Source organism: Janthinobacterium sp. AD80 (assembly GCF_002878455.1).
Lineage (GTDB): Bacteria > Pseudomonadota > Gammaproteobacteria > Burkholderiales > Burkholderiaceae_D > Janthinobacterium.
Genome location: NZ_NRDQ01000066.1, coordinates 34411 through 58956 on the forward strand (window position 1 = coordinate 34411; position 24546 = coordinate 58956).

Here is a 24546-nt window from a genome sequence, read left to right on the forward strand (position 1 = left end):
ACCCCGAAGTCAGCCTTCGGTTTTTACATCCTTGCCAGCACGGCGCCCCAGGTAAAGCCGCCGCCCACGCCTTCCATCATGACGTTGTCGCCCTTCTTCACACGGCCATCGCGCACGGCGATGTCGAGTGCCAGCGGGATCGAGGCGGCCGAGGTGTTGCCATGCTGGTCCACCGTGACCACCATCTTTTCCAACGGCAAGCCGAGTTTCTTGGCCGTGCTGTTCATGATGCGGATGTTCGCCTGGTGCGGGATCAGCCAGTCGATCTGGTCCTGCGTCATGTTGGCGTGTTCCAGCGCTTCATGCGCGACTTTTTCCAGCACGGAAACAGCCAGCTTGAAGACGGCCGGACCATCCATGTACAAAAAGGCGCTGCCGTCGAGCGCGCCGCCGGCCAGGCTGCCAGGGACGCTGAGGATATTCGAGTGGCGACCATCGGCGTGCAGCTTGGTGGCCAGGATGCCTGGCTCTTTTGACGCCGTCATGACGATGGCGCCGGCGCCGTCGCCGAACAGCACGCAGGTGCCGCGGTCGTCGAAATTGAGGATGCGCGAAAACACTTCGGCGCCGATCACCAGCACGTTTTTATGCATGCCCGACTGGATGAAGCTGTCAGCCGTGGCTACCGCATACACGAAGCCGCTGCAGACGGCTTGCACGTCGACGGCGGCGCAGTTATTCGTGATGCCCAGCTTGTTTTGCACGATGCAGGCGGTGCTGGGAAAGCTGCCAAAGAAATCCGGGGTCGAGCTGGCGACGATGATCAGGTCCAGGTCGTTGCCGTTCAGGCCGGCCATTTCCAGGGCCTTTTTGGCCGCTTCGACGCCCAGGTCCGAGGAATTTTGCGACGGCGCCGCGTAATGGCGTGCCGAGATGCCGCTGCGCGAGACGATCCATTCATCCGACGTCTCGATGCCCTTGGCGGCGAGCTGTTCGGTCAAATCCTGGTTGGTGACGCGCTTCTCCGGCAGGTAGCTGCCGGTACCGATAATTTTGCTGTAAGTTCTGCTAAAAACAGTCATGCAAGTACCCGTCCACTAAATGGTAGAGCTTGTTGATGTAGGTTCGTCCGGTACTGGCGTGCGCGGCATCAGCTCGGCGATCAGGCTGGCCAGGTGCGCTTGCACGTCATTTTTTGCCGCATCAAAGGCGCGGCGCAAGGCCCATTCAAACGAATAGGCATCGGCGCTGCCATGGCTCTTGAAGACGAGACCACGCAAGCCCAGCAGGCTGGCGCCGTTATATCGGGAAGGATTCAAGCGGTTGCCGATGGCCTTCAGTGCGCCGCGGGCGATCAGCGCGCCCAGCATGGTAATCGGATTACGCTTGAATTCGGAAGTGAGCACGTCTTTCATGAAGCGCGCCAGGCCTTCGATGGCTTTCAGGGTAACGTTGCCGACAAAGCCGTCGCAGACGACGATATCGGTGGTGCCCTTGAAGATGTCGTTGCCTTCCACGTTGCCGTAGAAGTTCAGCGCGCCGCGCTCGTGGTCGGCCTGCAGCAGCTTGGAAGTGAGTTTCACCACTTCATTGCCCTTGATATCTTCCGTGCCCACGTTTAGCAAGCCGATCGTGGGACGCGCGATGCCTTCCATGGCGGACACGAGCACGGAACCCATGATGGCGAACTGGTGCAGGTGATGCGGTTCGCAATCGACGTTGGCGCCCAGGTCCAGCATGTAGGTCGGGCCGTTCTTTTGGTTCGGCAAGATGCTGCAGATGGCCGGGCGGTCGACGCCGGACATGGTTTTCAATACATAGCGCGACACGGCCATCAGGGCTGCCGTATTACCGGCGGAGACGGAGGCTTGCGCCACGCCGCTCTTGACCTGTTCGATGGCCACGCGCATGGACGAGTCCTTCTTGCGGCGCAGTGCCACTTCCAGAGGGTCGTCCATGGTAACTTGTTCGGAGGCATGCAGCACCGACAGGCGCGGATGCGTGTCGGCTTTATGTTTTTTCAGTTCGGCACGGATCACGTCTTCCAATCCAACAAGGATCAGTTCTGCTTCAGGCTCATGTTTTACGAAGGAAATTGCTGCGGGGATAGTGACTGAGGGACCATGATCTCCGCCCATGCAGTCGATAGAAATTTTGATTGTCATTTGGTTTGATTCAGTACCGCTGCGGGCTTGCGGCAAGATGTGAATCGGACTGGAGCATACCAAGGCGGCATATATCACCACAGCGCTGGCAAAGTTGATTCAAAATGACGGGTGTGCAAGATGAATTGCAGCCGATAAAAAAGAAGAAGCGGCGCCACGCCGAATAACCACGTAACACCGCTTTCATCTTACCCAACAAAAACGTCGATTACTCGTCGTTTTTGGTCTTCAGCACTTTACGGCCACGATAGAAGCCGTTAGGGCTGATATGGTGACGCAGGTGGGTTTCGCCGGTAACTGGCTCAACGCTCAATTGCGGCGCGACCAGGAAGTCGTGCGAACGGTGCATGCCGCGCTTGGAAGGGGTTTTCTTGTTCTGTTGAACTGCCATGATGACTCCTAATACATAAGTTCTAAAATTTTAGCACATTCGATTAGCAAATACATGCGAATCGAGTATCCCAGCGGCAAAGACTACCCGAAAATAGTCCGGACCGACATCGTTTATTACAACTACATTTCACTACACTTGCCATACTCGATTACAACACGCGTTTGACACGTTCTCAAGCGGGACCTCACAACCTGCGGTTTTTGAGACCCCCTATAAACTGCAACTACTACTTATTCTGGCTTCAAGTCCTTCAGTGCCGCGAACGGCGACTTCTTTTCAGTCTTGAGAGCATCGAGCTGCGCCGTATCGGGGCAGACCTCGTGTTTGGGTACCTGCGGCAGGGCCAGCAAGGCTTCATCTTCGATCAGGGCCGCGGCATCCATGTTGCGGCTGCCGACGATCACGTCGATCGTTTCATCGTTGATGATTTCTTCGATCTCGTCCGCATGCTCGTCATCCTTGCCCAGCATCAAAACAGTCGAAGAATCAATTACGTAAGCATACGGAGCAAGGCAGCGCTGGCAAACCAGCTGAACGGTGCCGTTGACCGACAAGGTCAGTTGTGGGTAGCCCAGCTTGCTGGTGCCGCCAACGACCTTCCAGGCGATGTCGCCGGAAGCATCTGCACAATCCTTGGTCAACCGGGTCATTTCAGCGACAGGAGTTACACCCTCGCGGCTCCCGCTGATACGACAAAAATCAAAGGCGTCGATCACAAAAGCATTCATTGGTAGAAAATTTCCCCGGAAAACCTGCGATAATAACAGGGTTTTTAGCACGGAGTCAAAGGCTAAGCATCTTTTTTGACGCAATCATTGCCATCAACATGACATTTCATCAACACTGCCATGCCGCATGGAGCCTCAGTTATAGGCTCTGCGCCCTGGAATTTGCGTGAAATTCCACTGACATCGACCAGCGCGGCCAGGCCGGCCGCCATCCACTACCGAATGATACCAACTTCCGCCCCATTGCGCTTGATTCTTGCATCGAGTTCAAGCTACCGCAAGGAACTGCTGCAACGCCTGCGCCTGCCTTTCGAGGTGGCCGTGCCCGATCTCGACGAAAGCCCGCTGCCAGGCGAAAGCCCCAGCACCACGGCCCTGCGCCTGGCCCAGGCCAAGGCGCAAGCCGTGCTCGACCGCTATCCTGGCAGCCTCGTCATCGGTTCCGACCAGGTCGCCACCCTCGATGGCGCGCAGATCGGCAAGCCGGGCAACCATGCGCGTGCCTTGCTGCAACTGCAAACCATGCGCGGGCGCCAGACCGTCTTCCACACGGCCCTGTGCCTGCTCGATGGCCGCCAGAGTCCTCCCGTGGCGCAAGTGGAAGACGTGCAGACCCTCGTCACCGTGCGCGACTTGCCCGACGCCGAACTGGACGCCTATCTGCGCATCGAACAGCCGTACGATTGCGCCGGCAGCGCCAAGAACGAGGGACTGGGCATCGCCCTGCTCGAACGCATAGCCACCACCGACCCGACCGCCCTCACCGGCTTGCCGCTGATCGCCCTCACCGGCATGCTGCGCAAGGCTGGCGTGACGTTTTTTACATTTTAATCACCCTGGGGTCAGACCCGACGGGGGAGTGCGTTCCAGTGGAGCGCACGCCGATCCCGAAGGGACTGACCCCGGCCAATACAAAGCTAACAAGATGACCGGCACCCTGTACCTGATCCCCAACCACCTCGGCCTGTCCGACAGCCCGGCCGACCCGCTGGCCCATATCATTCCCGAACAAGTAAGGCATATCACGTCCCAGCTCGATTATTTCGTCGCGGAAAACGCCAAGACGGCGCGCGCCTTTTTAAAGCTGATCGGCAACCAGCATCCGCTGGCCAAGCCCTTGCAGGAAATCACCATTTCCGAACTCAACGTGAATACCCCGGCGCAAGCGCTGGCCGGCCTGCTGGCGCCGCTGCTGGCGGGCCGCGACGCGGGCCTGGTGTCGGAAGCGGGCGTGCCCGCCGTGGCCGATCCCGGCGCCGACCTGGTGCGCCTGGCGCATCAGCACGCTATCCGCGTGCGCCCGCTGGTGGGACCGTCGTCGATCCTGCTGGCCGTGATGGCCAGCGGCCTGAACGGCCAGAGCTTTGCCTTCAACGGCTACCTGCCCACGGACGCGGCCCTGCGCGCCAAGCGCATCAAGGAACTGGAAAGCCGTTCGCGCAATGAAAAACAGACCCAGCTGTTCATCGAGACGCCCTACCGCAACGCCGCCATGCTCGAAGCCCTCGTGGCGCAGTGCGCGCCATCGACCCTGATCTGCGTCGCCACCGACCTGAGCCTGGACACGGAAAGCGTGCAGACATGGAATGGCGGACAGTGGAAGAAACAATTGGCCGCCGGCAAGGCACCCGACTTCCACAAGAAACCCACCGTGTTCCTGTTGCTGGGGCAGTAAACGACAAACGCCACGGAAATATTTGCCGTGGCGTTTATTTACTTTGTTCAACTACGATAGTTACGACACCTGACAAAACCGTAGCGAGCGGAAGGGAGAGGTGGCTAAGAAGCGCAACCGTACTCTAGTACGGTGAGCATCGCGGGCCGCCTATACCGACGCGCAGTAGGTTTGGTCAGGTGTCTTCAGACTCGACGGGTGCCCGTGTTCTTTTGTCCGCCTTTGCCCGTCTCCAGCACGAACTTGGCGCCATCGTCGCGGCCCAGCACTTTTACCAGATACGGCATGACTTCGCGCAGCATCGGCTCGAGCGTGTATGGCGGGTTCAAAATGAACATGCCGCTGCTGTGCAGGCCGAAGCCGTCCGGCGACGGCGTGTTCACCGTCAGGGTCACGTGCAGCCAGTCCGAGCTGGGCAACTGCTTGAGCTTGTCGGCGAACTGCCGCGATTCCATGCGCTGCAGCACCGGGTACCAGACGGCGTAGATGCCCGACGGGAAGCGCACGAGCGCGTCGGCCAGGGTGTCCTTGACCTTGCGGTAATCCATCTTGTCTTCGTACGGCGGGTCGATCAGCACCAGCGCGCGGCGCGATGGCGGCGGCAGCAGGGCTTTCAGGCTCTGGAAGCCGTCGGCCTTGGTGATGATGACGCGCTTGCCGCGCACGGTCGGACGCTCGCCCTGGGCCAGCGCATGCGCCTCGACCTTGCGGAAATTGTCGGCCAGAATCTTGGCATCGGCGGGATGCAGCTCGAACAGGCGCAGACGGTCTTGCTCGCGGCTGACCTTGTCGGCGCAGTACGGCGAACCCGGGTAGTAGCGCATCTTGCCGCTCGGATTCATCTCCTTGATCAGCTTCATGTACTCGGCCAGCGAGGCCGGCAGGTCCGTGCGATCCCACAGGGGCGCGATACCCGTTTCGTACTCGGCATTTTTCGAGGCATAGCCGCCGTCGAGCGCATACACGCCCGCGCCGGAGTGGGTATCGATATAACTATAGGCGGTATCTTTTTGATTCAGGTACTGCAACAACTGAATCTGCACATAATGCTTCAACACATCGGCGTGATTACCCGCGTGAAAAGCGTGGCGGTAACTCAACATAAGCTGGCTAATTCCATAATAAAAATAAACAAAGGCGGGAGCGCTGACACCGGGCAGGGCATGAAAACAGACTGGAGGAGTCAGGCTGCGGGGCCAGGAAACAGCATGGGCCAGCGTAATCAGCGCGCAATTACCAGCATTATCCACTAGAAAGGTGAGTTACATCAAAAAACCCGGCTAAACAAGCTCATGCATTCTTGGGACTGGCGTGGCCGGGCGCGGTAGAATACGCGCATCGGGCGCCTGGCGCCCAGCAGCCTAGAATACAGAAACCATGCACAGCCTGACCCTCACTACCGATAACCGCGGCGACGTCGCGGCAGCCCTGGCCGGCCCGCGCTGGACGGTGGCCTGCCTGTGCGCGCTATGGTGCGGCACGTGCGGCACCTACCGCGCCACGTTCGAGGAACTGGCCGCGCGCCACCCGGACACGGTCTTCGTCTGGATCGACATCGAAGACCAGGCCGACGTGGTGGGCGACCTCGATATCGAAAACTTTCCCACCCTGCTGATCCAGCATGACGACGATGTCGCCTTCTTCGGCACCGTACTGCCCGACGGCGGCCTGGCGCACCGCATGCTGCAAGCGCAGCAGGCGCTCAGCGCCGCGGAACTGGCGGCGCTGTCGGCCAGCACCCAGGAGCGGCGCGACTGGCAGCGCGACTGCAACTTGCGCAGCATGCTGGCCGCCACCTTGGCTTGATGTAGTTACCCAAGCCGCAGCGGCAGGCTGCGCAGCCTTTTCCCCGTCAGGATGAACACGGCATTGGCCACGGCCGGCGCGATCGGCGGCGTGCCCGGCTCGCCCACGCCTTCCGGATGTTCGGCGCTGGCGATGATGATGGTCTCGACCAGCGGCTCCTGCCCCATGCGCAGCACCGGATAGTCGTGGAAATTGCCCTGCAGGGCCTTGCCCTCCTTGAAGGTGATCTCGCCGCCCAGCGCCGCCGACAGGCCGAACAGCACGGCCGACTCCATCTGCTGGGCGATGATGTTCGGATTGACGGCGATGCCGCAATCGATGGCGCACACCACGCGCCGCACGCGGATTTCACCGTTTTCCACGGCCACCTGCGCCACCTGCGCCACGATGCTGCCGAACGACTGGTGCAAAGCCACCCCATGCGCATGGCCGGGCGGCGCGCTGCCCGCCCTGGCAACCGCCGCATCGAGCACGGCCAGGTGGCGCGGATGCCGCGCCAGCATGCCACGGCGGAAGGCGACACCATCGCGCCCCGCCGCATGCGCCAGTTCGTCGATGAAGCTTTCCTTGAAAAACGCGTTGTGCGAATGTCCCACGGAACGCCAGTAGCCGATCGGCACGGCACTGTCCGCGATCACGTGGGCGATGCGCTGGTTGGCGATTTCGTAGGGCATGTCGAATTCGCCTTCGGCCGTGGTCTTGTCCGGCCCCGCGCCAGGCAAGCCGAAATTGCGCTGCAAGAACTGGTGCGTGATGGAGCCGCTGACGGATTTGTTGTCCCAGGAAGCGATGCCGCCCTGCGCATCGAGGCGGGCGGAAAAACGCGCCAGCGCGGCGGGACGGTACATATCGTGCTGGGTATCCTGCTCGCGCGTCCACACCAGTTGCACCGGCGCGCCATCGCATTGCAGCGCGATGGCCACGGCTTGCGCGATCATGTCCACTTCCAGGCGGCGGCCAAAACCGCCACCCAGCAGCAGTACCTCGATGACGACGTCCTTCGCATCGACGCCAGCCACTTTCGCCGCCACGTCGACGGCGATGCCGGGTGCCTGCGTCGACACCCACAGCATCACCTTGCCATTTTTCACCTGCGCGGTGCAGTTGACGGGTTCCATGGCGGCGTGCGCGAGGAAGGGTGCGCGGTATTCGGCGCTCACCTGGCGCAAGCCCTGCACGTCCTTGCTTTCCACCTCGCCGCTGGCGTGGTAGGCATAACCTGCCTCGCTATCGAGCAGGCGGGCAAACTCCGCGTAGACGCCGGCGCTGGACAAATTCGATTGCGGGCCGGCCCGCCATTGTGTCGGCAAGGCGGCCGCCGCCTGTTTCGCGCGCCACCAGGTGTCGGCCACCACGGCCGCACATGACACACTGCGCTGCGCCAGCCGCGGCGTCAGGTCGATGACCTTTTTCACGCCGGGCATGGCCAGCACGGGCGCCGCGTCGAACGCGGCGAGGGTATCGCCCAGGCGCGGCGGCAGATGCAGGGCCGCGTACAGCATGCCGGGCGGACGCGCGTCGATGCCGAAGCGCGCGCTGCCATTGACTTTCGACGGCGTGTCGCGGCGTGGCGCAGGCTGGCCGATCAATTTGAAATCCTTCGGCGCTTTCAGCACCGGCGTGCCCGGATCGATGGCGGCGGCGCGCTGCGCCAGGCTGCCATAGCTGGCACGCCGGCCGTCCGGGTGCAGCACTTCGCCATTTTCCGTGCGGCACTGCGCGGCCGGCAACTGCCACAACGCGGCAGCAGCCCCCACCAGCATGGCGCGGGCGGACGCTCCCGCCTCGCGCATGGGCCCCCAGCCATCCTTCACGCTCGACGAGCCGCCCGTGACGATGACGCCCAGTTCGCGCGCCGCCTTGGCCACCGTCCATTGGGCCAGCGCTTTGACGCGGCCCCGGTCGTCCGGATGGAAGGGCAAGCCATCGGCAAGCATGGCGACATTGCCGAAGATCTTGTCCATCGGCGCCTGGATCAGCTTCACCTTGCTCAAAGCCACGTCGAGTTCCTCGGCCACCAGCATCGGCAGGGCCGTGTGCACGCCCTGCCCCATCTCGCTGCGCGGCATGGCCAGCGTGACCGTGCCGTCCGTAGCGATGGCCAGCCAGCCATTCAAGGCCACGGCGCCATCGGTCACGGGCAACGGTGCGCTGCCATTCAGGCGCTGGCGCGGCGGCAGCACGCCCCAGCCCAGCACCAGGGCGCCCACGCCGGCCACGCCCAGGCCCAGGCCTCCGAGCAGGAAACGGCGACGCGACGTGTTTTTTTCTCCAGCCATGGCATACCTTTAATTAGTTGATGGTGGATCCAGCGGATCGATCCAGCGCTCCAGCATATCCTGTGCCAGCACCGGCCGGCTATAAAAATAACCCTGCGCCAGCTTGCAGCCGTGGCGCAGCAGGAACGCCGCCTGCTCTTCCGTCTCCACGCCTTCGGCGATCACGGACAATTGCATGCTCTTGCCCAGCTGGATGATGGCAATGGCGATGGCTTCATCATTGACGTCGGTCGAGATATCCTTGATGAAGGAGCGGTCAATCTTCAGGGTCTGCACGGGCAGCTGCTTCAGGTACGCCAGCGAGGAATAGCCGGTGCCGAAATCGTCGATGGCCAGGCCCACGCCGATGGCGTGCAGGTCGTTGATGAAACCGAGCGCGTCGCCCGTGTTCATGATCACCGATTCCGTCACTTCCAGCTGCAGCCGCTGCGGCTCGAGTCCCGTTTCCTGCAGGATGTCGGCCACCATGCCGGCGATGCTGCCCCGTTCGAACTGTTTCACGGACAGGTTCACGGCCATCTTCGGCACGCGCAAGCCCTGCGCCTGCCAGCGCATCATCTGGCGGCAGGCTTCGTCGAGCACCCATTTCCCCAGCTGGTTGATGAAGCCGCTATCCTCGGCCAGCGGAATGAAGCGCGCCGGCGGCACCAGCCCCAGTTCCGGGTGGTTCCAGCGCACCAGCGCCTCGACGCCCACCAGGCGGCCCGTGTCGATTTCCACCTGCGGCTGGTAATTGAGGAAAATCTCGTGCTTCTCGATCGAGCGGCGCAAAAAGGTTTCCAGGCGCAGGCGCTCGACACCCTCGCCCGTCATCGACGGCGCATAGAAACGGTAGCCATTGCGCCCGCGCGCCTTGGCCTGGTACATGGCCACGTCGGCATTGCGGATCAGCATGTTCAAGTCCAGCGCATCATCCGGATACAGACTGATGCCCACGCTGCAGGTGACGAATAATTCATGGCCGGCCACCGTGAACGGCTGCTCGAACATGGTCACCAGCTTTTCCGCCACCTGGGTCGCGCCATATTCGCCATCGATGCGTTCAAGCAGCACGATGAATTCGTCGCCGCCCAGGCGCGCCAGGGTATCGCCTTCGCGCAGGCGCGCCGTCAGCTGGCCCGCCACCTTTTGCAGCAATTCGTCGCCCACGTGGTGGCCCAGGGTATCGTTGACGTTCTTGAAGCGGTCCAGATCGATGAACAGCACGGCCAGCTGCTCGTCGTCGCGCGCGGCGCGCAGCAGCGCATGCTGCAGGCGGTCGTGGAACAGCAGCCGGTTCGGCAGCGCCGTCAGCGGATCGTGGTGCGCCATGTGGTCGAGCTTTTCCTGCGACTCCTTGATCAGCGTGATGTCGCTGAACACGCCCACGTAGTGCGTGGTGGTCGCATGCATGTCGCGCACGGCGCTGATGGTCAGCCACTCCAGGTACAGCTCGCCATTCTTGCGCTGATGCCAGATCTCGCCGCGCCAGAAACCGCTGGCCTTGAGCTCATCCCACATGGCCTGGTAGAACCCCGCGTCGTGGCGCGCCGAACGCGTCAGCGAGGAATGCCGGCCTACCGCTTCGGCCTCGGTATAGCCGGTGATCTGCGTGAAGGCGGGATTGACGGTGACGATGATGCCGTGCGCGTCGACCACCATCACGCCATCGGCGATGTGCTCGAGCACGGTGGCCGACAGGCGCAGCTTTTCCTCGGCTTCCTTGCGCGCCGTGATGTCGGCGTACACCCAGATGCTGCCTTCATTGGGCCGCTGCGGATCGAGCGCGCAGCCGCTGACGAGGGCCCAGAACAGGCTGCCGTCGCGGCGCTGGTACTGGCGCTCCTCGCTGAAGTCGCCGCCTGCCGCCAGGGCCGGATACTGGCGCTCGCCCGCCTCCTCGAAATCGTAGGAGCTGGTAAACACGATGGCCGTCGACTTGCCCATCATCTGGCCCGGATCGTAGCCAAACAGGTCTTCGCAGCGGCGGTTGACGGAAATGATGCGGCGGTGGCGCACGAACATCACGCCGAACATCACGTTGTCGAGAATGGCGCTCTGCTCGGTCAGCAGCGCTTCGATGCGCATTTCGTGGTGCTTGCGCTGGCTGATGTCGGCGATGATGCCGTCGACCCAGGTCACGCCCTGCTCGCCCGCCTGCGGCTGGCCATTCTCGGCCACCCAGCGTTCGGTGCCGAAGGAGTCGATGATGCGGTACTCGAGCGCATACGGCTGCACCTCCAGGACGGCCTGCTTGACGGCGCGGCGGTGCGCGCGGCGGTCTTCAGGGCAGATCAGGTCGACCCAGGCATGCGTGCTGCCGCGCATGAACTGGCGCGCCGAGTAGCCGGCGATTTCCTCGATCGCATCGCTGACGAAATCGATGGGGCCGTCGGGCCGATAGCGGAAGACGGCGCCCGGCACTTGCGTGACGATGGTGCGGAAGCGCTCCTCGCGCTGGCCCACATCCTCGAACAGCTGGCGGATGGCCGCGCGCATCTGTTCGAGCTGGGCGGCCAGGCGTCCCAGTTCGTCGTGGCTGCCCGACACCAGGCGCGTATCGAAATCGCCATGCGACAGGCGATCGGAAAAGCGCATCAGGCGGCGCAGCGGTTTCAGCAGGCGGCGGTTCAGGAACAGCACGATCAGCGCCATCGAGATGGCCAGCTGCGCGCCCAGCACGAAAATATATGACACCTGCTTTTCGCGCAACTCCTGCTGGCTGCGCGCATCGTCCATCTCCACCACCACGTGGCCGATGCGTTCGCCGCGCACGAGGATATCGCGCTCGGCGCGGTACAGATTGCCCACCGGGCGCTGCGGCGCCTGCAGGCTGATGAATTCCGTGTCGCCCTGCCCCACCACCTTGACCAGCAGCACGGCACGGTCGCGCATCACCGATTCGACCAGCGAATGGGCCGATTCCGCATTCATGTTCCACAGCGATTCCTGCATGCCCAGCGCCAGGATGTCGACATTGCGCTGCAGGGCCTCGTTCAGGCTGGTGCGCGCCGACTGGCGTTCGTGCACGCCCACCAGCAAATAGCTGCCGATGATGGCGGGCAGGACCAGGCCGCCAAACACCACCAGCAGCAGGGCGCCATAGATCGACGAGCCATACAGGGCGCTCAGGCTGGCACGCAGGCGTTGATAGAGGGAATTAGACATGCAGGGACAGGGCAACAGGGACCAGGCGAGCGCTCATCGAACTTTACGGGGGAATCAGGGTGGACGGGGCGGGAAGAAACTTTTTCAGAAGCAATTATGCATGGAAAAAGCAGGGTAAGTCACCAATAAACACACGCCAGCAGCTACCTCATGTCATATAGACAGGGCCGAAAAACCACACGTTCCATGGCACAGCCGGCCAGCGCCAGCAGAAAAGCGCGCGGCTTGCTATCATCGCGCCACTTCACCTAGAGGAACCACCATGACCTTCTCCATCTATTCCGCATCGATCCCCGTCTTCAAACAGATCCTGGGCAGCCTGGCCGCCATCCTGGACAAGGCGGAAACGCACGTGCAAGACAAGAAAATCGACCCGAACGCCCTGCTGCAATTCCGCTTGTTCCCGGACATGCTGCCGTTCGTGCGCCAGATCCAGATCGCCACCGACTTCGCCAAGGGCTGCGGCGCGCGCCTGGCCGGCGTGGCCGTGCCGCCCTATGAGGATAGCGAGCAGAGCTTTGCCGAACTGAAAGCGCGCATCGTGAAAACCATCGCCTTCCTGGAAAGCCTGCCGCAAGCGGACATCGACGGCAGCGAAACGCGCGCCATCACCACCGGCAGCGGCGAAAAGACCAAGCACTTCACGGGCCAGACCTATCTGTTCCACTACGCGCTGCCGCACTTCTTCTTCCACGCGACGACGGCCTACGACATCCTGCGCCACAACGGCATCGAAGTCGGCAAGAAGGATTTTATCGGCAGCTATTAATAGTTGACGCCAATAGTACCGGGGTCAGACCCTCAATACCGCTCACACAAAAGTCATCGCTGACATGTGAGGGCGTCTGACCCCAGCAGTTGCAGTCGGGTTAAATCAAGTATTCCTGCGCGGATACCCCTGCGCCAGAATACGCACCCACACCACTTCCTTCTCTTCATCCGTCATCGACACCCAGTGGGCCACTTCCACCACGGTACGGCCGCAGCCGCGGCAGATTTCATCGAAGGTGGTCGAGCACACGGCCACGCAGGGCGTATCGGGACGCGGCGGCAATTCCTTGTCCGCCATCAGGATGCCTTCGGCAAGCCGAGTTGTTGCCAGCCTTCGATGCCCAGCTTTTCCAGGGTGGCGATATTCTTGTCGAAGATCTCGGACGCTTCCGGGAAAGCCTCGACGGCGCGCTCGATGCTGTCTTCGCGCAGCAGATGCAAGGTCGGGTACGGCGAACGGTTGGTGTAGTTGCTGATGTCGTCTTCGAACGTTTCGGCAAACTGGTAGTGCGGGTGGAAACTGGCCACCTGCAATTCGCCGGCCAGGTGCATGTCTTCCACTGCCGCGTCGGCCACATCGAGGAACTCGTTGTAGTCGAGGAAATCGTTCAGGGTGTACGGGTGGATCAGCAGGGTCGTGTCGATCTGCTCGGGGTCCGTGTCGGCGAGGATTTGCAGCTCGTCCATCAGCAGCGCCAATAAATCTTCCGGATTGCTCGATTCGCACACCACGTAGCGGATCTGCTTCTTGACGTGCACGGCCTTGGCGAACGGGCACAGATTCAGGCCGATCACGGCCTTTTCCAGCCAGGCAACGGTATTGGCGATGATGACGGCGTTATCGTCGTCGTGACGCGGCGGGGTGTTCATATGCATGACTCTCTATCAATAAGGCAGCCGGAATCTGGATGGCCGGCCAAAGCCAAATTGTACGCACTTTTGCGCAGCCTCATGCCCGGCGCCTGCCAGGCTTGCGCCAGGGTCGGCGCCATCTATGCTATAACAGCGGCCGAACCGCGCATCCGGCAAATTAAATTTGCAATAATTGCACTATTAGCGAATGGAAACATCGCTATTGCCGCCTATGTGCTGTCATCATGCTGACATAATTCTTGACTCCGGCATGTGGATATACGTACACTCGCACCTTAATCATGGGTCTGTCCGATGTTTCTCCGACGACAACAATGGAACACTATGCACGAAAACTCCTTTAAATCTACCGTCCTGGCGGCGTTGGCCCTGGCGCTTGCGCCCGCCCTCAGCCAGGCGTACGAAGCCGGTGTTGAGAGCGATAACGCGCCAGTCGCCGCCGCCACGCCTGCCCTGATCCCGATGACCGCCCAGGTCACGGCGAAACTCCCCACCCTCGATAACCGCCTGCAAAAGACCGACCGTCTGCTGAAAAACCTCAGCGACAGTTCCGATCCGCTGCGCGAAGCCGACGTCTGGGGCCGCATCCGCAGCGGCTATGCGATTCCCGACATCAACAACCAGCTGGTGGCCAACCACGTCAACTGGTATGCCACCCGCCCCGACTACATCGCCCGCACCACGGCGCGCGCCTCGCGCTATATTTTCCACGTGGTGCAGGAACTGGAAAAGCGCGGCATGCCGACGGAACTGGCCTTGCTGCCATTCATCGAGTCCGCCTTCAACCCGCAAGCGTTCTCCAGCGCCAACGCGGCCGGCATGTGGCAATTCGTGCCCGCCACGGGACGCGATTTCAACCTCAAGCAAAACATGTTCAAGGACGAGCGCCGCGGCGTGCTGGCCTCGACCGATGCGGCATTGACGTACCTGCAGCGCCTGTATGACATGTTTGGCGACTGGCAACTGGCGCTGGCCGCCTACAACTGGGGCGAAGGCTCGGTACAGCGCGCCATCAAGAAAAACCAGGCGCTGGGCAAGCCCACCGATTTCGAAAGCCTGGCCGACCTGATGCCGGCCGAAACGCGCAACTACGTGCCGAAACTGCAAGCCGTCAAGAACATCATCGCCAATCCGGCCCAGTTCGGCCTGACACTGCCGGTGGTCGACAACCAGCCGTATTTCACGGCCATCGACAAGACCAGCGACATCGACATCACCGTTGCCGCCCAGCTGGCCGAACTGTCGATGGATGAATTCAAGGCCTTGAATCCGCAATTTAACCGCCCTGTCATCATCGGCGGCGAAAAGACCAAGATTTTGCTGCCGCAGGAAAACGCCGCCAAGTTCACCACCAACCTGGCGCAATGGGGCCATGCCTTGTCGAGCTGGACCACGCACAAGATCACCAACGCGCGTGAACGCATCGAAACCCTGGCGTCGAAATTCGGCACCACGGCCGACGTGCTGCGCCAGGCCAACAACATTCCCCAGCGCACCCGTTTGCGCGCCGGCTCCACCATTCTCGTGCCGAAAACCTCGGCCACGATGAACAAGGACATCACCCAGGAAATCGCCGACAGCGCCACCATGCTGCTGGAAGCGGACCGTCCGGAACGGGCCGCCAAGGCCGTGCGCCGCGTCGCCAAGGGCGGCAAGGTACAGGCAGCACCGATTTCGCTGGTAAAACCGCGCATCCAGCGCGGCGGTGGCAGCAATCGCGCCAAGGCCCGTCACTGATCGCCTGATCCATATAGATCCACCTCACCGGCCGCCACAGCTTTGCTGTCGCGGCCGGTTGCACATCCGCCTTACCCGCCCACCTACCCAGACAGGAGTCGTCATGGCTTTCCTACAAGGCAAAAAAATCCTCATCACGGGCTTGCTGTCGAACCGCTCCATCGCCTACGGCATCGCCAGGGCCTGCCACCGCGAAGGCGCCACCCTGGCGTTTACCTATGTGGGCGAGCGCTTCAAGGAGCGCATCACGGAATTCGCGGCGGAATTTGGCAGTGAACTGGTGTTTGACTGCGACGTGTCCAGCGACGAGCAGATCAGCGCCGTCTTCAGCGACCTGGCACAGCACTGGGAACAGCTCGATGGCCTGGTGCACGCCATCGGCTTCGCGCCGCGCGAAGCCATCGCCGGCGACTTCCTCGACGGCCTGTCACGCGACAGTTTCCGCATCGCCCACGATATTTCCGCCTACAGCTTTCCCGCCATGGCCAAGGCCGCCCTGCCCCTGCTGCACCCGGGCGCTTCGGTGCTGACCCTGACCTACCTGGGCGCCGTGCGCGCCGTGCCCTATTACAACACCATGGGCCTGGCCAAGGCCTCGCTGGAAGCGTCCGTGCGCTACCTGGCCGAATCGCTGGGTCCGCGCGGCATCCGCGCCAACGGCATTTCCGCCGGTCCCATCAAGACCCTCGCCGCCTCCGGCATCAAGGATTTCAGCAAGCTGCTGGGTTTCGTGGCCGAGCACGCCCCGCTGCGGCGCAACGTCACCATCGAGGAAGTGGGCAACACGGCCGCCTTCTTGCTGTCCGACCTGGCGTCCGGCATCACGGGCGAGATTACCTACGTCGATGGCGGCTTTTCGCAAGTGATGGCGGTGAATCCCGAAGTAGAGTGAGCCAATGATGGCCGATTATCTTGCGGTTGTCACTTGACAACCGCAAGATATCGAGGCGCTTCTCGCACCCGAAGAAAGACATCGAAGCGGCGCTACGCCACGCGGAAAGCCAGGGCTGGCGCGTGGAGACAGGCGGCAGCCCTGCCTGGGGCAAAATGCATTGCCCCTGCAACGATGACGGCTGCCGCTGCGGCGAGTTCTGCATCGCCTGCATCTGGAGCACGCCGAAAAATCCCGGCAATCACGCCCTGACCCGGCAAAACATGCACAAGCTGATGCACAAGCACCGCCACAGTTTTCCCGCGCCCGTGCACGAAGGCAGCGCCACCATCTGGCACCTGGCCGATGTGCTGTCATGGCTGCACGCCAGGGGCAACTATCAGCTGGAACGCAGCCTGATCGAGCTGGCGCAGGCGACGCGGCAAATCAACCACGCCAGAGAAGCGGCGCAGGCAGCGCCAATTCCGGCCGACATCGCGGCCATGCTCGGCGCCTGACGCAATGCATGCACGTGCTGAAACTACGTATCTTTACTGATTTCACATAGGAAACATACGAAAAACGTGGTAGGACTTTCGTTTCTTCCCATTTAGACAGTGCAAAACGGCGACAAATACGGTATAGTGTCGTTGTGCGCTGCAATATGTTCCCTTGAAGCGATGGCAACACCGCAGTTAGATGCACTACAAACTTAGCAGCTTCGCAAGCCTTAGCACATCCACAGGATGTCGCTTATAAAGCCCTCCCGCCTTGTGTGTCGCACCTGACACCGTCCCGGCGCAAAGCTTTTGTGCCGAAATTTCTTTCTAGTTGAGTCATTTCGTTTTGGTTGGCGTTGCTATTTTGCGTTCTGCTTTTTGCAAGAACGCTGATTTTTACGAAAGAAAAGAATGACATTTGAATCCTTAGGCCTGCATCCGTCCATCATCGCCGCTCTGACCGAATCGGGCTACACCGCGCCAACCGCGGTACAGTCGCAAGCGATTCCAGCCGCGATCGAAGGCCGTGACCTGCTGGTCTCGTCGCAGACCGGTTCGGGCAAGACCGCGGCTTTCATGCTGCCGTCGCTGCACAAACTGGCCAGCGCCGAACAAAGCGCCGCCGGCAAGACGCCAAACCAGGAAATGCAAGCATCGCGCGCCCGTGGCGAGCGTCCACGCTTCAAGGCTGCCCAGCCAAAAATGCTGGTGCTGACGCCGACGCGCGAACTGGCCCTGCAAGTGACCACGAATACCGACAAGTACAGCACCGGCATCCGCCGCATCAAGGCTGTGTCGATTCTGGGCGGCATGCCTTATCCTAAACAGATGCAATTGCTGGCCAAGAATCCCGAGATTCTGGTCGCTACCCCTGGCCGTCTGATCGACCACATGGATTCGGGCAAGATCGACTTCTCGCAACTGGAAATCCTGGTGCTGGACGAAGCCGACCGCATGCTGGACATGGGTTTCATCGACGACATCGAAAAAATCGTCGAAGCGACGCCGGAAGGCCGTCAAACCATGCTGTTCTCGGCAACCCTGGACGGCGTGGTCGGCAACATGGCCCGCCGCATCACGAAAAACCCGCTGGTCATCCAGGTGGCAAGCTCGAGCAACAAGCATGAAAACATCACCCAGCGCGTGCACTTCGTCGACGATCTGTCGCACAAGAATCGCCTGCTGGACCACCTGCTGCGCGACGAAACCCTGGACCAGGCTGTTGTGTTCACCGCCACCAAGCGTGACGCCGACACCATCGCCGACCGCCTGAACATCGCCGGTTTCTCGGCTGCCGCCTTGCACGGCGACATGCATCAGGGCGCGCGTAACCGCACCCTGGACGGCATGCGTCGCGGCCAGGTCAAGGTGCTGGTTGCCACCGACGTTGCCGCCCGCGGTATCGACGTGCCAACGATCACCCACGTGTTCAACTACGATCTGCCGAAGTTCCCGGAAGACTACGTCCACCGCATCGGCCGTACCGGCCGCGCTGGCCGCAATGGCCTGGCCATCTCGCTGGTGAACCACGCTGAAGGCATGAACGTCAAGCGTATCGAACGTTTCACCAAGCAATTGATCCCGGTCAATGTCATCGAAGGTTTCGAGCCTAAGAAAACGGCATCGGCTCCCCGTTCGAGCGCCCGTCCAGGCGGCTGGAAACCAGGCGACAACCGTGGCGGCGCGAAGCCGGGCCAACGCACGTTCAGCAAGCCGGGCGCACCACGCAAAGACGGCGCGCCAAGCACCGGCGGCGGCTACAAGGGTTCCAACCCGCGCAGCACCGACGGCGCACGCCGCAGCTACGGCGACCGTTAATCGCGGTTTGACCTTGCCTCACGGCATGCAATGAAAAACGGCCACCAGATCACTCTGGTGGCCGTTTTTTTATGCCCGTCACGCTTATTTCTTCGACACTTTCTGGCGCGACAGCTTGCGCAGCTTGGCCTGCTCGAAGCGCGCGTGCTGCTCCGGCGTTTCCAGCACCAAAGGCGGCACGGCTACCGGCTTGCGGTTGGCGTCCACCGCCACCATGGTGAAGTAGCAGCTGTTGGCGTGGCGCACCAGACGCTGCTGGATGTTTTCCGTCACCACGCGGATACCCACTTCCATCGATGTCGTGCCCGTGTAGTTGATCGACGCCAGGAACGTCACCAGCTCGCCCACGTGGATCGGCTGCAGGAACATCACCTGGTCCACCGACAGGGTCACCACGTAGCTGCCCGAGTAGCGGCTGGCGCAGGCATAGGCGACGCTGTCGAGATATTTCAAGATGGTGCCGCCGTGCACGTTACCGGAAAAGTTGGCCATATCGGGCGTCATCAGGACCGTCATCGTCAGTTCGTGGGCCGACCAGTTCATCGCGCTGTCCAAAGTGTTCTCCAAGAGGGAAGTAATAAAAGAGTGGGGGATGTGAAAACCGGCCCCAGGGGCCGGTTGCAGGGACAGGCTGTTACAATCCCAGGGTGTCGATATCGGCCAGCGAGTCGCGGCCCTTGTCGGAAATGTCGTGTCCCTCGCCTTCGGCGCGCGCCACGATATGGGCTTTCTTGCCCAGGAAATAGGCCACGTCCGACTCCAGCTTGGTCAGCGGGTCGGCGGCCACGGCGCGCAAGCCCATGATGCAGCGGCGCAGGAACAGCATCTGCTGCGCCTTCTCGGTGATGGACAGGCGACCATCGCGCGCGTAGCTGAGCAGCTTCAGGCCGGACAGGCGTTTGGCATTGCGGGCAACGCAAGCGCTCGGGCGCTCGGTCTTGATGCCGCGTGCAACTTGCTCCAGCGCGTCATATTCATCGGTTGTTAATTTCTCGTTCTTCATTACTTTTCCATAAAAGGCCAGGTGTTCGGCCCCCATGGTACGCGCCCCGCTGCGCATCGGCAACAGGCAACGTCATTCAGTCGCCGCCGGCCCTGCGCACGGCGCGCTGAAAAGGCGCGCGCAGCGCGCTTATTTGTAGCTGCGCAGCAGCAGCCACGCCAGGCCGCAGCCGGCCACGGCGCCTGCCAGCGCCAGCGCCACCAGGTTTTTGCTGGTAATCACAGGGCGGCGGCCCAGATAAATTTTGTTATGCAAGGAATTGCCCATGATGGTCTCCTGTACAAGAATTTTTATGATGTCTCATTATAAGAACAGAATCGTGACAGCCGCATGACACTCAGCGCTTAGTCTTTGATTTGTATCCAAGGGGCAACATTTATTGGCTTTTTTGTTGTTTAAATGGCGTGGCAATCCCGCCGCCCGCGCATTCCATTTCTAATCGGAAATAAAGTGCGCGCGCGGCCTGGCAGCACGCCTGCCGTTCAACCCCTTCAAGCCATCTTGACGGGCGGCGGTGGCGGCGTCGGTTCCTCGACGGGCACGGGATCGATGTGTGGCGGCGGTTCGGCCGGCGGGATGCGCGGATCGCCTTCCGGCGGTGGCGGCATATCGGGTTCTGGCGTGCTGTGCGCACGCAACGGGGCATGACGGGACTGTAGCGGCATGGTGACCTCCTTTGCCGCCACTTTAGCCGATGCGGGGAAAGCCTGGCGCCCGCAAGTACAGGGAACCAAATGCGCCGACCGCACTCCAACCCTGCATACAGCGGGCGAACGCCGTCCATCATCGCAGACCACGCAAGACTCCAAAGACTCCATCCAATGGCGCGCACCAGCATTCTTTTCATGGCCGAGGCAGTGACCCTGGCGCACGTCGGCCGCCCCCTGAGCCTGGCGCTTGGCTTGCCGGGAGATCAGTACGACATCCATTTCGCCTGCGCCGATGGCTATGACTTTTGCTTCAAGCAAACAGCATTCCACCGCTGGCGCATCGACAGTCTGTCAACGCAGCAATTCCTGCAAGCGCTGGCCAGCGGCAAGCCCCTGTACACGGAAAGCACTTTGCAAGCGTATGTGGAAGACGACTTGCGCCTGCTCGAGGCCGTCAAGCCCGATCTCGTGATCGGCGACTTCCGTCTGTCGCTGTCGGTCAGCGCGCGCCTGCGGCAGATCCCGTATATCACCGTCAGCAACGCCTACTGGAGCCCGTACGTGCGCCAGCACTACACGGTACCCAGGCTGCCCCTGACAGGGGTCTTGCCCATCTGGCTGGCCAATCCCCTGTTCCGCCTGATCCGCCCGCTGGCCTTTGCGACGCACGCCGTGCCGCTGAACCGCGTGCGCCGCCGTCACGGCCTGCCATCGCTGGGAAGCGACCTGCGCCGAACCTATACGGATGCGGACCGTACCCTGTACGCGGATATTCCGCAGCTGTTCCCGCCGCACGCCATGCCGCCCACGCACGACTACCTGGGTGCCGTCATCTGGGCGCCGCCGGTCGACCTGCCGCCCTGGTGGCAGCGGGCCGAGCTGAGCAGCGGCAGGCCCATCATCTATGTCACCCTGGGCAGTTCCGGCCAGGGTACGCTGCTGCCGCGCGTACTGCGCGCGCTGGCGCCCCTGCCCGTCACCGTGCTGGCGGCCACGGCCGGCACCATCCGCATCGATGCCGTGCCGCCGAATGCCTTTGTCGCCCCCTTCCTGCCCGGTGACGCGGCTGCCCGGCGCGCCAGCCTGGTCATCTGCAACGGCGGCAGCCCCACCAGCCAGCAGGCGCTGACGGCAGGCGTGCCTGTGATCGGCATCGCCGGCAACCTCGACCAGTTCCTCAACATGCACGGCATCGTGGCGGCCGGCGCCGGCCAGCTGCTGCGCGCCGACCGCTTCCAGGAAACCGCCCTGCGCCATGCCGCCACGCGCCTGCTGGACGATGGCCCAGCCCGCCTGGCGGCACGCCAACTGGCCACCGCCTTCCGCGACTTTCTTCCGGCACAGCGCCTGCACGCCCACATGCAAGCCCTGCTGGCCACGACGCCACAAGACGGCCAGCCCTGAGAAAAGTCGGCATTTCTTACAGCGCCCCAGGCAACACCTGCATTACGTCAACAAAAGTACGCCAAGTGCTTGATTTATAAGCCACCTCGTGTCTTGGCATGGAAGTCGCTTAAGTCTGGCCATGAGCACCTGCCCACAGGGCTCAGGCAAGACTTCCTGTCCCACTCAACCACGAGGTAAGCAAAATGAAACTGTCTCATTTAAAACTGATCCCGGCGGCTGCGGCGCTGGCCATGCTGTGCGCGGCCGGTAGCGCACAGGCGGGCGCCTACGGCTATTCCTACAACAACATCTTCGGCCTGGTGATCGCCGTACCAACGGGCCAGATCACGGTGGCCAACAGCACCACCATTTCGCGCAGCACGGCAACGTTGAACGGCGTCAGCGTCATCCAGGGTGGCTCCGGTTCGCTGGACGCGCCGCGCGCCAACGTCGGCGCCGTCACCAAGGGCCAGAACGATTTCACGCAACAGGGCCCTTCGGGCGACTACTCGCGTGGCGATGCGCAGATCGTCAGCACGCAATTCCCCTCGTTTCCTGCCGGCTCCACTTCCACGCAGGTCGTGAACGTGGCCGAAGCCCACCTCGACGGCCCGGCAGGCACGGCCGATGCCTCCGGGCGCAACGGCTCGACCACGGGCTTTTCCGTCGATTTCATCGTCGGCTCGCCCACGGCCACCCTGAGCTTTGACTTCCTCGCCTCGCCATTCATGCAAGTCTTCCTGCAAAGCACAGTCGGCCAGCTGTCCACCGCGACGGCCAACCTGGTGGTCACCTTCACCATCACGGACGCAGCGGGCCTGACGGTGTTCAACTGGGCCCCCGATGGCGTGCTCGGCTCCATCTTCGGTGGCACGGAAAATGCCGATGGCGCCAACCTGAACACCAGCCTGGCCACCAACTTCCTGACGCGCGGCAATCTGTTCACCTACGATCCTTCCGGCTGCGGCACGCCCACGGGTACCGGTGTCGGCACGGCGTGCGGCAGCAACTTCAGCTCCGTCAGCAATGCCTTGACGGCCGGTAACTACACCTTGACCCTGAACGCGGTGGAAAGCGTGGATCTGGTGAAACAAGCGGCCACGCCCGAGCCAGGCACCCTGGCACTGCTGGGCCTGGGCCTGGCAGGCCTCGGCTATGCCCGCCGCCGGAAAGTCAATGGCTGAACCATGCAACAGGGGGTATTCACAGGCGAGGGACATCTCCTCGCCTTTTTTTATGCTGACGCTGTCGGTTTTCCTTACAGCGGGCCGGCATCCGCCACCACGCGGCAACGCCGCCGTCCGGCCAGGAGACGAGGATTTTTCATGACGCATTTTTCTTGTACACGATTAACAAGGGCCATGCTGGCCCTGCTGTTGCTGGGGAGCTGCGGCACTGCCGGCGCCGCCGCGTATGGCTATGCCTATACCAGTGTCTTCGGCTTGGTCATCAGCAATCCCACGGGTTCCACCACCTTGCTGAGTAACATCGATTTGTCGCGCACCACGGCCACCCTCAATGGCAGCAGCGTCATCCACGGCGGCGCCAACGAGATCGATGCAGCGCAAGCGACGCGGGGCGCCGTCAGCAAGGGACAAAATGATTTCACGCAGCAAGGCATGGGCAACGCCTCGTTTGCACGCGGCGACGCGCAGATCGTCACTTCGCAAATCCCGCCCTTCCCGCCCGGCTCGACCAGCACGCATACGGTGAATGCGGCGGAAACTTTTTTTGACGGGCGGCGGCAGCGCCGATGCCGCCGGACGCAACGGTTCCACCACCGCCATGGCCGTCAACTTTGTCGTCGGCGAACCGGGCGCGACCCTGGCCTTCGAGTTCCAGGCCCTGCCCTTCATGCAGCTGTACCTGGACGCCATGGCGGGCACGGGCTCGGCGGCCAGTACCTCCATGGCGCTGACCTTCAGCATCATCGACGAAGGCGGAGAGATCGTCTTCAACTGGGCGCCCGACGGCAGCCTCGGCTCGGGTATCCTGGGCGGCAGCGAACTGGCCGATGACGCCAACCTGAACACTGGCTACGCGCAAACGCCGCTGACCAGCGGCAGCGTGTTTACCTACGATCCCAGCGGTTGCGGCACGCCCACCGGCACGGGCATCGGCACCACGTGCGGCGGCCAGTATGGCGCCGTCACTGACAACCTGGTGGCGGGCAACTATACCCTGGTCTTGAACATGCTTAACAGTTCCGAACTGGCTTACGTGCCCACCGCCGTGCCAGTGCCGCTGCCAGGCACCCTGCTGCTGCTGGCGCTGGGCCTGGCCATGCTGACCCTGACGCAGCGGCGCCGCCGCTGACGTGCCGCGGCGCCGTTGCCGCCAGTTATTGCGGTGCGGCCGGCGCCACCAGCAAGTCTTGCAGGCTGCTGGTCGGAGACCTTGGCGACCTTGCCGTCGGCCATCCATTGGCCAATGGTGGCCTTGTCGTCGTGCGAGATGCGCACGGCCACTTCTACCAGGTCCAGTTCGTTGGCGACCCAGACGACGTTGCCTTGGGCGAAGTGTTTTTTTCCAGTTCGCTCCAGGCCAGGCGGGCCGTTTCGCTGTTGACTTTAAGGCGCAGTTCGGTGTCTTTTTTTTCAGGGTTGGTTTGCATGCGAAGTATCAATGTTCTGTGAGTCGGATGCCGCGCCGCGTGTCTGCCTTACAAGGTTTCCACGTGCGGCGTTGGCGTACCCCGCCATGTTAACCGATAGGCGGCTCCTTTGCGAACATTGCCCACGAGGGCAGGGCGGAAGCAGGCCAGGTTGGTGCCGCCAGCGAGCCGGGTGCTGGGGAAGATGAT

24 protein-coding genes and 3 pseudogenes are annotated in these 24546 nt (G+C 62.1%); 11 read left to right on the forward strand and 16 right to left on the reverse strand.

Features of this window, described 5'->3' with window-relative positions:
* Nucleotides 1-23: 23 nt before the first annotated feature.
* The 4 genes from JaAD80_RS14285 to JaAD80_RS14300 all read right to left on the reverse strand — a co-directional run bounded on the left by JaAD80_RS14285 (nucleotide 24) and on the right by JaAD80_RS14300 (nucleotide 3227).
* Nucleotides 24-1022, reverse strand: coding sequence for a beta-ketoacyl-ACP synthase III (locus JaAD80_RS14285; RefSeq protein WP_102294924.1), 999 nt, complete (start codon nucleotides 1020-1022; stop codon nucleotides 24-26).
* A gap of 15 nt (nucleotides 1023-1037) precedes the next feature.
* Complete coding sequence (plsX, locus tag JaAD80_RS14290) at nucleotides 1038-2105, reverse strand: phosphate acyltransferase PlsX (RefSeq protein WP_102294926.1); 1068 nt, start codon at nucleotides 2103-2105, stop codon at nucleotides 1038-1040.
* Nucleotides 2106-2313: 208 nt separating this feature from the next.
* The gene (gene rpmF / locus JaAD80_RS14295) at nucleotides 2314-2496 is read right to left on the reverse strand and encodes a 50S ribosomal protein L32 (RefSeq protein WP_010399517.1); all 183 of its coding nucleotides are present in this window, start codon (nucleotides 2494-2496) and stop codon (nucleotides 2314-2316) included.
* Nucleotides 2497-2729: 233 nt separating this feature from the next.
* Nucleotides 2730-3227, reverse strand: a complete 498-nt coding sequence (locus JaAD80_RS14300; RefSeq protein ID WP_102294928.1) for a DUF177 domain-containing protein — start codon at nucleotides 3225-3227, stop codon at nucleotides 2730-2732.
* 222 nt (nucleotides 3228-3449) lie between these two features.
* On the opposite strand from JaAD80_RS14300, the gene JaAD80_RS14305 reads away from it, so the two are divergent.
* Both JaAD80_RS14305 and JaAD80_RS14310 read left to right on the forward strand, forming a co-directional pair.
* Nucleotides 3450-4058: a Maf-like protein gene (locus tag JaAD80_RS14305; RefSeq protein WP_102294930.1), complete on the forward strand. Its 609-nt coding sequence runs from the start codon at nucleotides 3450-3452 to the stop codon at nucleotides 4056-4058.
* Nucleotides 4059-4152: 94 nt separating this feature from the next.
* Complete coding sequence (locus JaAD80_RS14310; RefSeq protein WP_102294932.1) at nucleotides 4153-4902, forward strand: SAM-dependent methyltransferase; 750 nt, start codon at nucleotides 4153-4155, stop codon at nucleotides 4900-4902.
* A gap of 185 nt (nucleotides 4903-5087) precedes the next feature.
* Here the strand turns inward: JaAD80_RS14310 and JaAD80_RS14315 are convergent, their stop codons facing one another.
* A complete protein-coding gene (locus tag JaAD80_RS14315; RefSeq protein WP_102294934.1) occupies nucleotides 5088-6005 on the reverse strand; it encodes a 23S rRNA (adenine(2030)-N(6))-methyltransferase RlmJ in 918 nt (305 codons plus the stop codon).
* 274 nt (nucleotides 6006-6279) lie between these two features.
* Here JaAD80_RS14315 and JaAD80_RS14320 point away from each other — a divergent pair, with 274 nt between their 5' ends.
* On the forward strand, nucleotides 6280-6708 hold the full coding sequence (locus JaAD80_RS14320; protein ID WP_102294935.1) for a thioredoxin family protein: 429 nt from the start codon (nucleotides 6280-6282) through the stop codon (nucleotides 6706-6708).
* Between the two features lie 5 nt (nucleotides 6709-6713).
* Here the strand turns inward: JaAD80_RS14320 and JaAD80_RS14325 are convergent, their stop codons facing one another.
* Entirely contained in the window at nucleotides 6714-8987 is a 2274-nt protein-coding gene (locus tag JaAD80_RS14325; RefSeq protein WP_180979421.1) for a xanthine dehydrogenase family protein molybdopterin-binding subunit, read from the reverse strand.
* Nucleotides 8988-8996: 9 nt separating this feature from the next.
* Entirely contained in the window at nucleotides 8997-12134 is a 3138-nt protein-coding gene (locus JaAD80_RS14330) for an EAL domain-containing protein (protein WP_102294937.1), read from the reverse strand.
* Between the two features lie 262 nt (nucleotides 12135-12396).
* On the opposite strand from JaAD80_RS14330, the gene JaAD80_RS14335 reads away from it, so the two are divergent.
* The gene (locus tag JaAD80_RS14335; protein WP_102294939.1) at nucleotides 12397-12903 is read left to right on the forward strand and encodes a DUF1993 family protein; all 507 of its coding nucleotides are present in this window, start codon (nucleotides 12397-12399) and stop codon (nucleotides 12901-12903) included.
* Nucleotides 12904-13008: 105 nt separating this feature from the next.
* Here the strand turns inward: JaAD80_RS14335 and JaAD80_RS14340 are convergent, their stop codons facing one another.
* Nucleotides 13009-13203, reverse strand: coding sequence for a DUF1289 domain-containing protein (locus JaAD80_RS14340; protein ID WP_034749680.1), 195 nt, complete (start codon nucleotides 13201-13203; stop codon nucleotides 13009-13011).
* The gene (locus JaAD80_RS14345) at nucleotides 13203-13781 is read right to left on the reverse strand and encodes a DUF1415 domain-containing protein (protein ID WP_374755246.1); all 579 of its coding nucleotides are present in this window, start codon (nucleotides 13779-13781) and stop codon (nucleotides 13203-13205) included. Before JaAD80_RS14345 ends, JaAD80_RS14340 begins: the two co-directional genes overlap by 1 nt.
* A 321-nt stretch (nucleotides 13782-14102) precedes the next feature.
* Here JaAD80_RS14345 and JaAD80_RS14350 point away from each other — a divergent pair, with 321 nt between their 5' ends.
* The 4 genes and pseudogenes from JaAD80_RS14350 (at nucleotide 14103) to JaAD80_RS14365 (ending at nucleotide 18704) form a co-directional block, all read left to right on the forward strand.
* On the forward strand, nucleotides 14103-15515 hold the full coding sequence (locus JaAD80_RS14350) for a transglycosylase SLT domain-containing protein (RefSeq protein ID WP_102294942.1): 1413 nt from the start codon (nucleotides 14103-14105) through the stop codon (nucleotides 15513-15515).
* A gap of 103 nt (nucleotides 15516-15618) precedes the next feature.
* Nucleotides 15619-16407, forward strand: coding sequence for an enoyl-ACP reductase FabI (fabI, locus tag JaAD80_RS14355; protein ID WP_102294944.1), 789 nt, complete (start codon nucleotides 15619-15621; stop codon nucleotides 16405-16407).
* Between the two features lie 47 nt (nucleotides 16408-16454).
* Nucleotides 16455-16655 (forward strand): annotated as a pseudogene (locus JaAD80_RS31230) (hypothetical protein); the annotation flags it as partial.
* A gap of 642 nt (nucleotides 16656-17297) precedes the next feature.
* Complete coding sequence (locus JaAD80_RS14365) at nucleotides 17298-18704, forward strand: DEAD/DEAH box helicase (RefSeq protein WP_077406752.1); 1407 nt, start codon at nucleotides 17298-17300, stop codon at nucleotides 18702-18704.
* An 84-nt stretch (nucleotides 18705-18788) separates the two neighbouring features.
* On the opposite strand, the gene JaAD80_RS14370 is transcribed toward JaAD80_RS14365, so the two are convergent.
* The 4 genes from JaAD80_RS14370 to JaAD80_RS30725 form a co-directional block, all read right to left on the reverse strand.
* On the reverse strand, nucleotides 18789-19247 hold the full coding sequence (locus JaAD80_RS14370) for an acyl-CoA thioesterase (protein ID WP_034750191.1): 459 nt from the start codon (nucleotides 19245-19247) through the stop codon (nucleotides 18789-18791).
* A gap of 91 nt (nucleotides 19248-19338) precedes the next feature.
* Complete coding sequence (locus tag JaAD80_RS14375; protein WP_102294946.1) at nucleotides 19339-19707, reverse strand: hypothetical protein; 369 nt, start codon at nucleotides 19705-19707, stop codon at nucleotides 19339-19341.
* A 129-nt stretch (nucleotides 19708-19836) separates the two neighbouring features.
* Nucleotides 19837-19974 carry a hypothetical protein gene (locus tag JaAD80_RS30720; protein ID WP_180979422.1) on the reverse strand — a complete coding sequence of 46 codons (138 nt, stop codon included), beginning with the start codon at nucleotides 19972-19974 and terminating at the stop codon, nucleotides 19837-19839.
* A gap of 224 nt (nucleotides 19975-20198) precedes the next feature.
* Nucleotides 20199-20372 (reverse strand): hypothetical protein, encoded by a 174-nt coding sequence (locus tag JaAD80_RS30725; protein ID WP_180979423.1) that lies wholly within the window; start codon nucleotides 20370-20372, stop codon nucleotides 20199-20201.
* A gap of 156 nt (nucleotides 20373-20528) precedes the next feature.
* Here JaAD80_RS30725 and JaAD80_RS14380 point away from each other — a divergent pair, with 156 nt between their 5' ends.
* Together JaAD80_RS14380 and JaAD80_RS14385 are read left to right on the forward strand one after the other, a co-directional pair.
* Nucleotides 20529-21761 carry a glycosyltransferase gene (locus JaAD80_RS14380; RefSeq protein WP_102294948.1) on the forward strand — a complete coding sequence of 411 codons (1233 nt, stop codon included), beginning with the start codon at nucleotides 20529-20531 and terminating at the stop codon, nucleotides 21759-21761.
* 185 nt (nucleotides 21762-21946) lie between these two features.
* On the forward strand, nucleotides 21947-22927 hold the full coding sequence (locus tag JaAD80_RS14385) for an EDSAP-1 family PEP-CTERM protein (RefSeq protein WP_102294950.1): 981 nt from the start codon (nucleotides 21947-21949) through the stop codon (nucleotides 22925-22927).
* A 239-nt stretch (nucleotides 22928-23166) separates the two neighbouring features.
* On the opposite strand, the gene JaAD80_RS31500 is transcribed toward JaAD80_RS14385, so the two are convergent.
* Complete coding sequence (locus JaAD80_RS31500) at nucleotides 23167-23352, reverse strand: hypothetical protein (protein WP_258002995.1); 186 nt, start codon at nucleotides 23350-23352, stop codon at nucleotides 23167-23169.
* A gap of 104 nt (nucleotides 23353-23456) precedes the next feature.
* Here JaAD80_RS31500 and JaAD80_RS31505 point away from each other — a divergent pair, with 104 nt between their 5' ends.
* Nucleotides 23457-24059 carry an EDSAP-1 family PEP-CTERM protein gene (locus JaAD80_RS31505; RefSeq protein ID WP_258002996.1) on the forward strand — a complete coding sequence of 201 codons (603 nt, stop codon included), beginning with the start codon at nucleotides 23457-23459 and terminating at the stop codon, nucleotides 24057-24059.
* 65 nt (nucleotides 24060-24124) lie between these two features.
* On the opposite strand, the pseudogene JaAD80_RS14395 reads toward JaAD80_RS31505, so the two are convergent.
* Together JaAD80_RS14395 and JaAD80_RS31510 are read right to left on the reverse strand one after the other, a co-directional pair.
* Nucleotides 24125-24357: pseudogene (locus JaAD80_RS14395) on the reverse strand (DUF2288 domain-containing protein); the annotation flags it as partial.
* Between the two features lie 48 nt (nucleotides 24358-24405).
* Nucleotides 24406-24546: pseudogene (locus tag JaAD80_RS31510) on the reverse strand (RES family NAD+ phosphorylase); the annotation flags it as partial.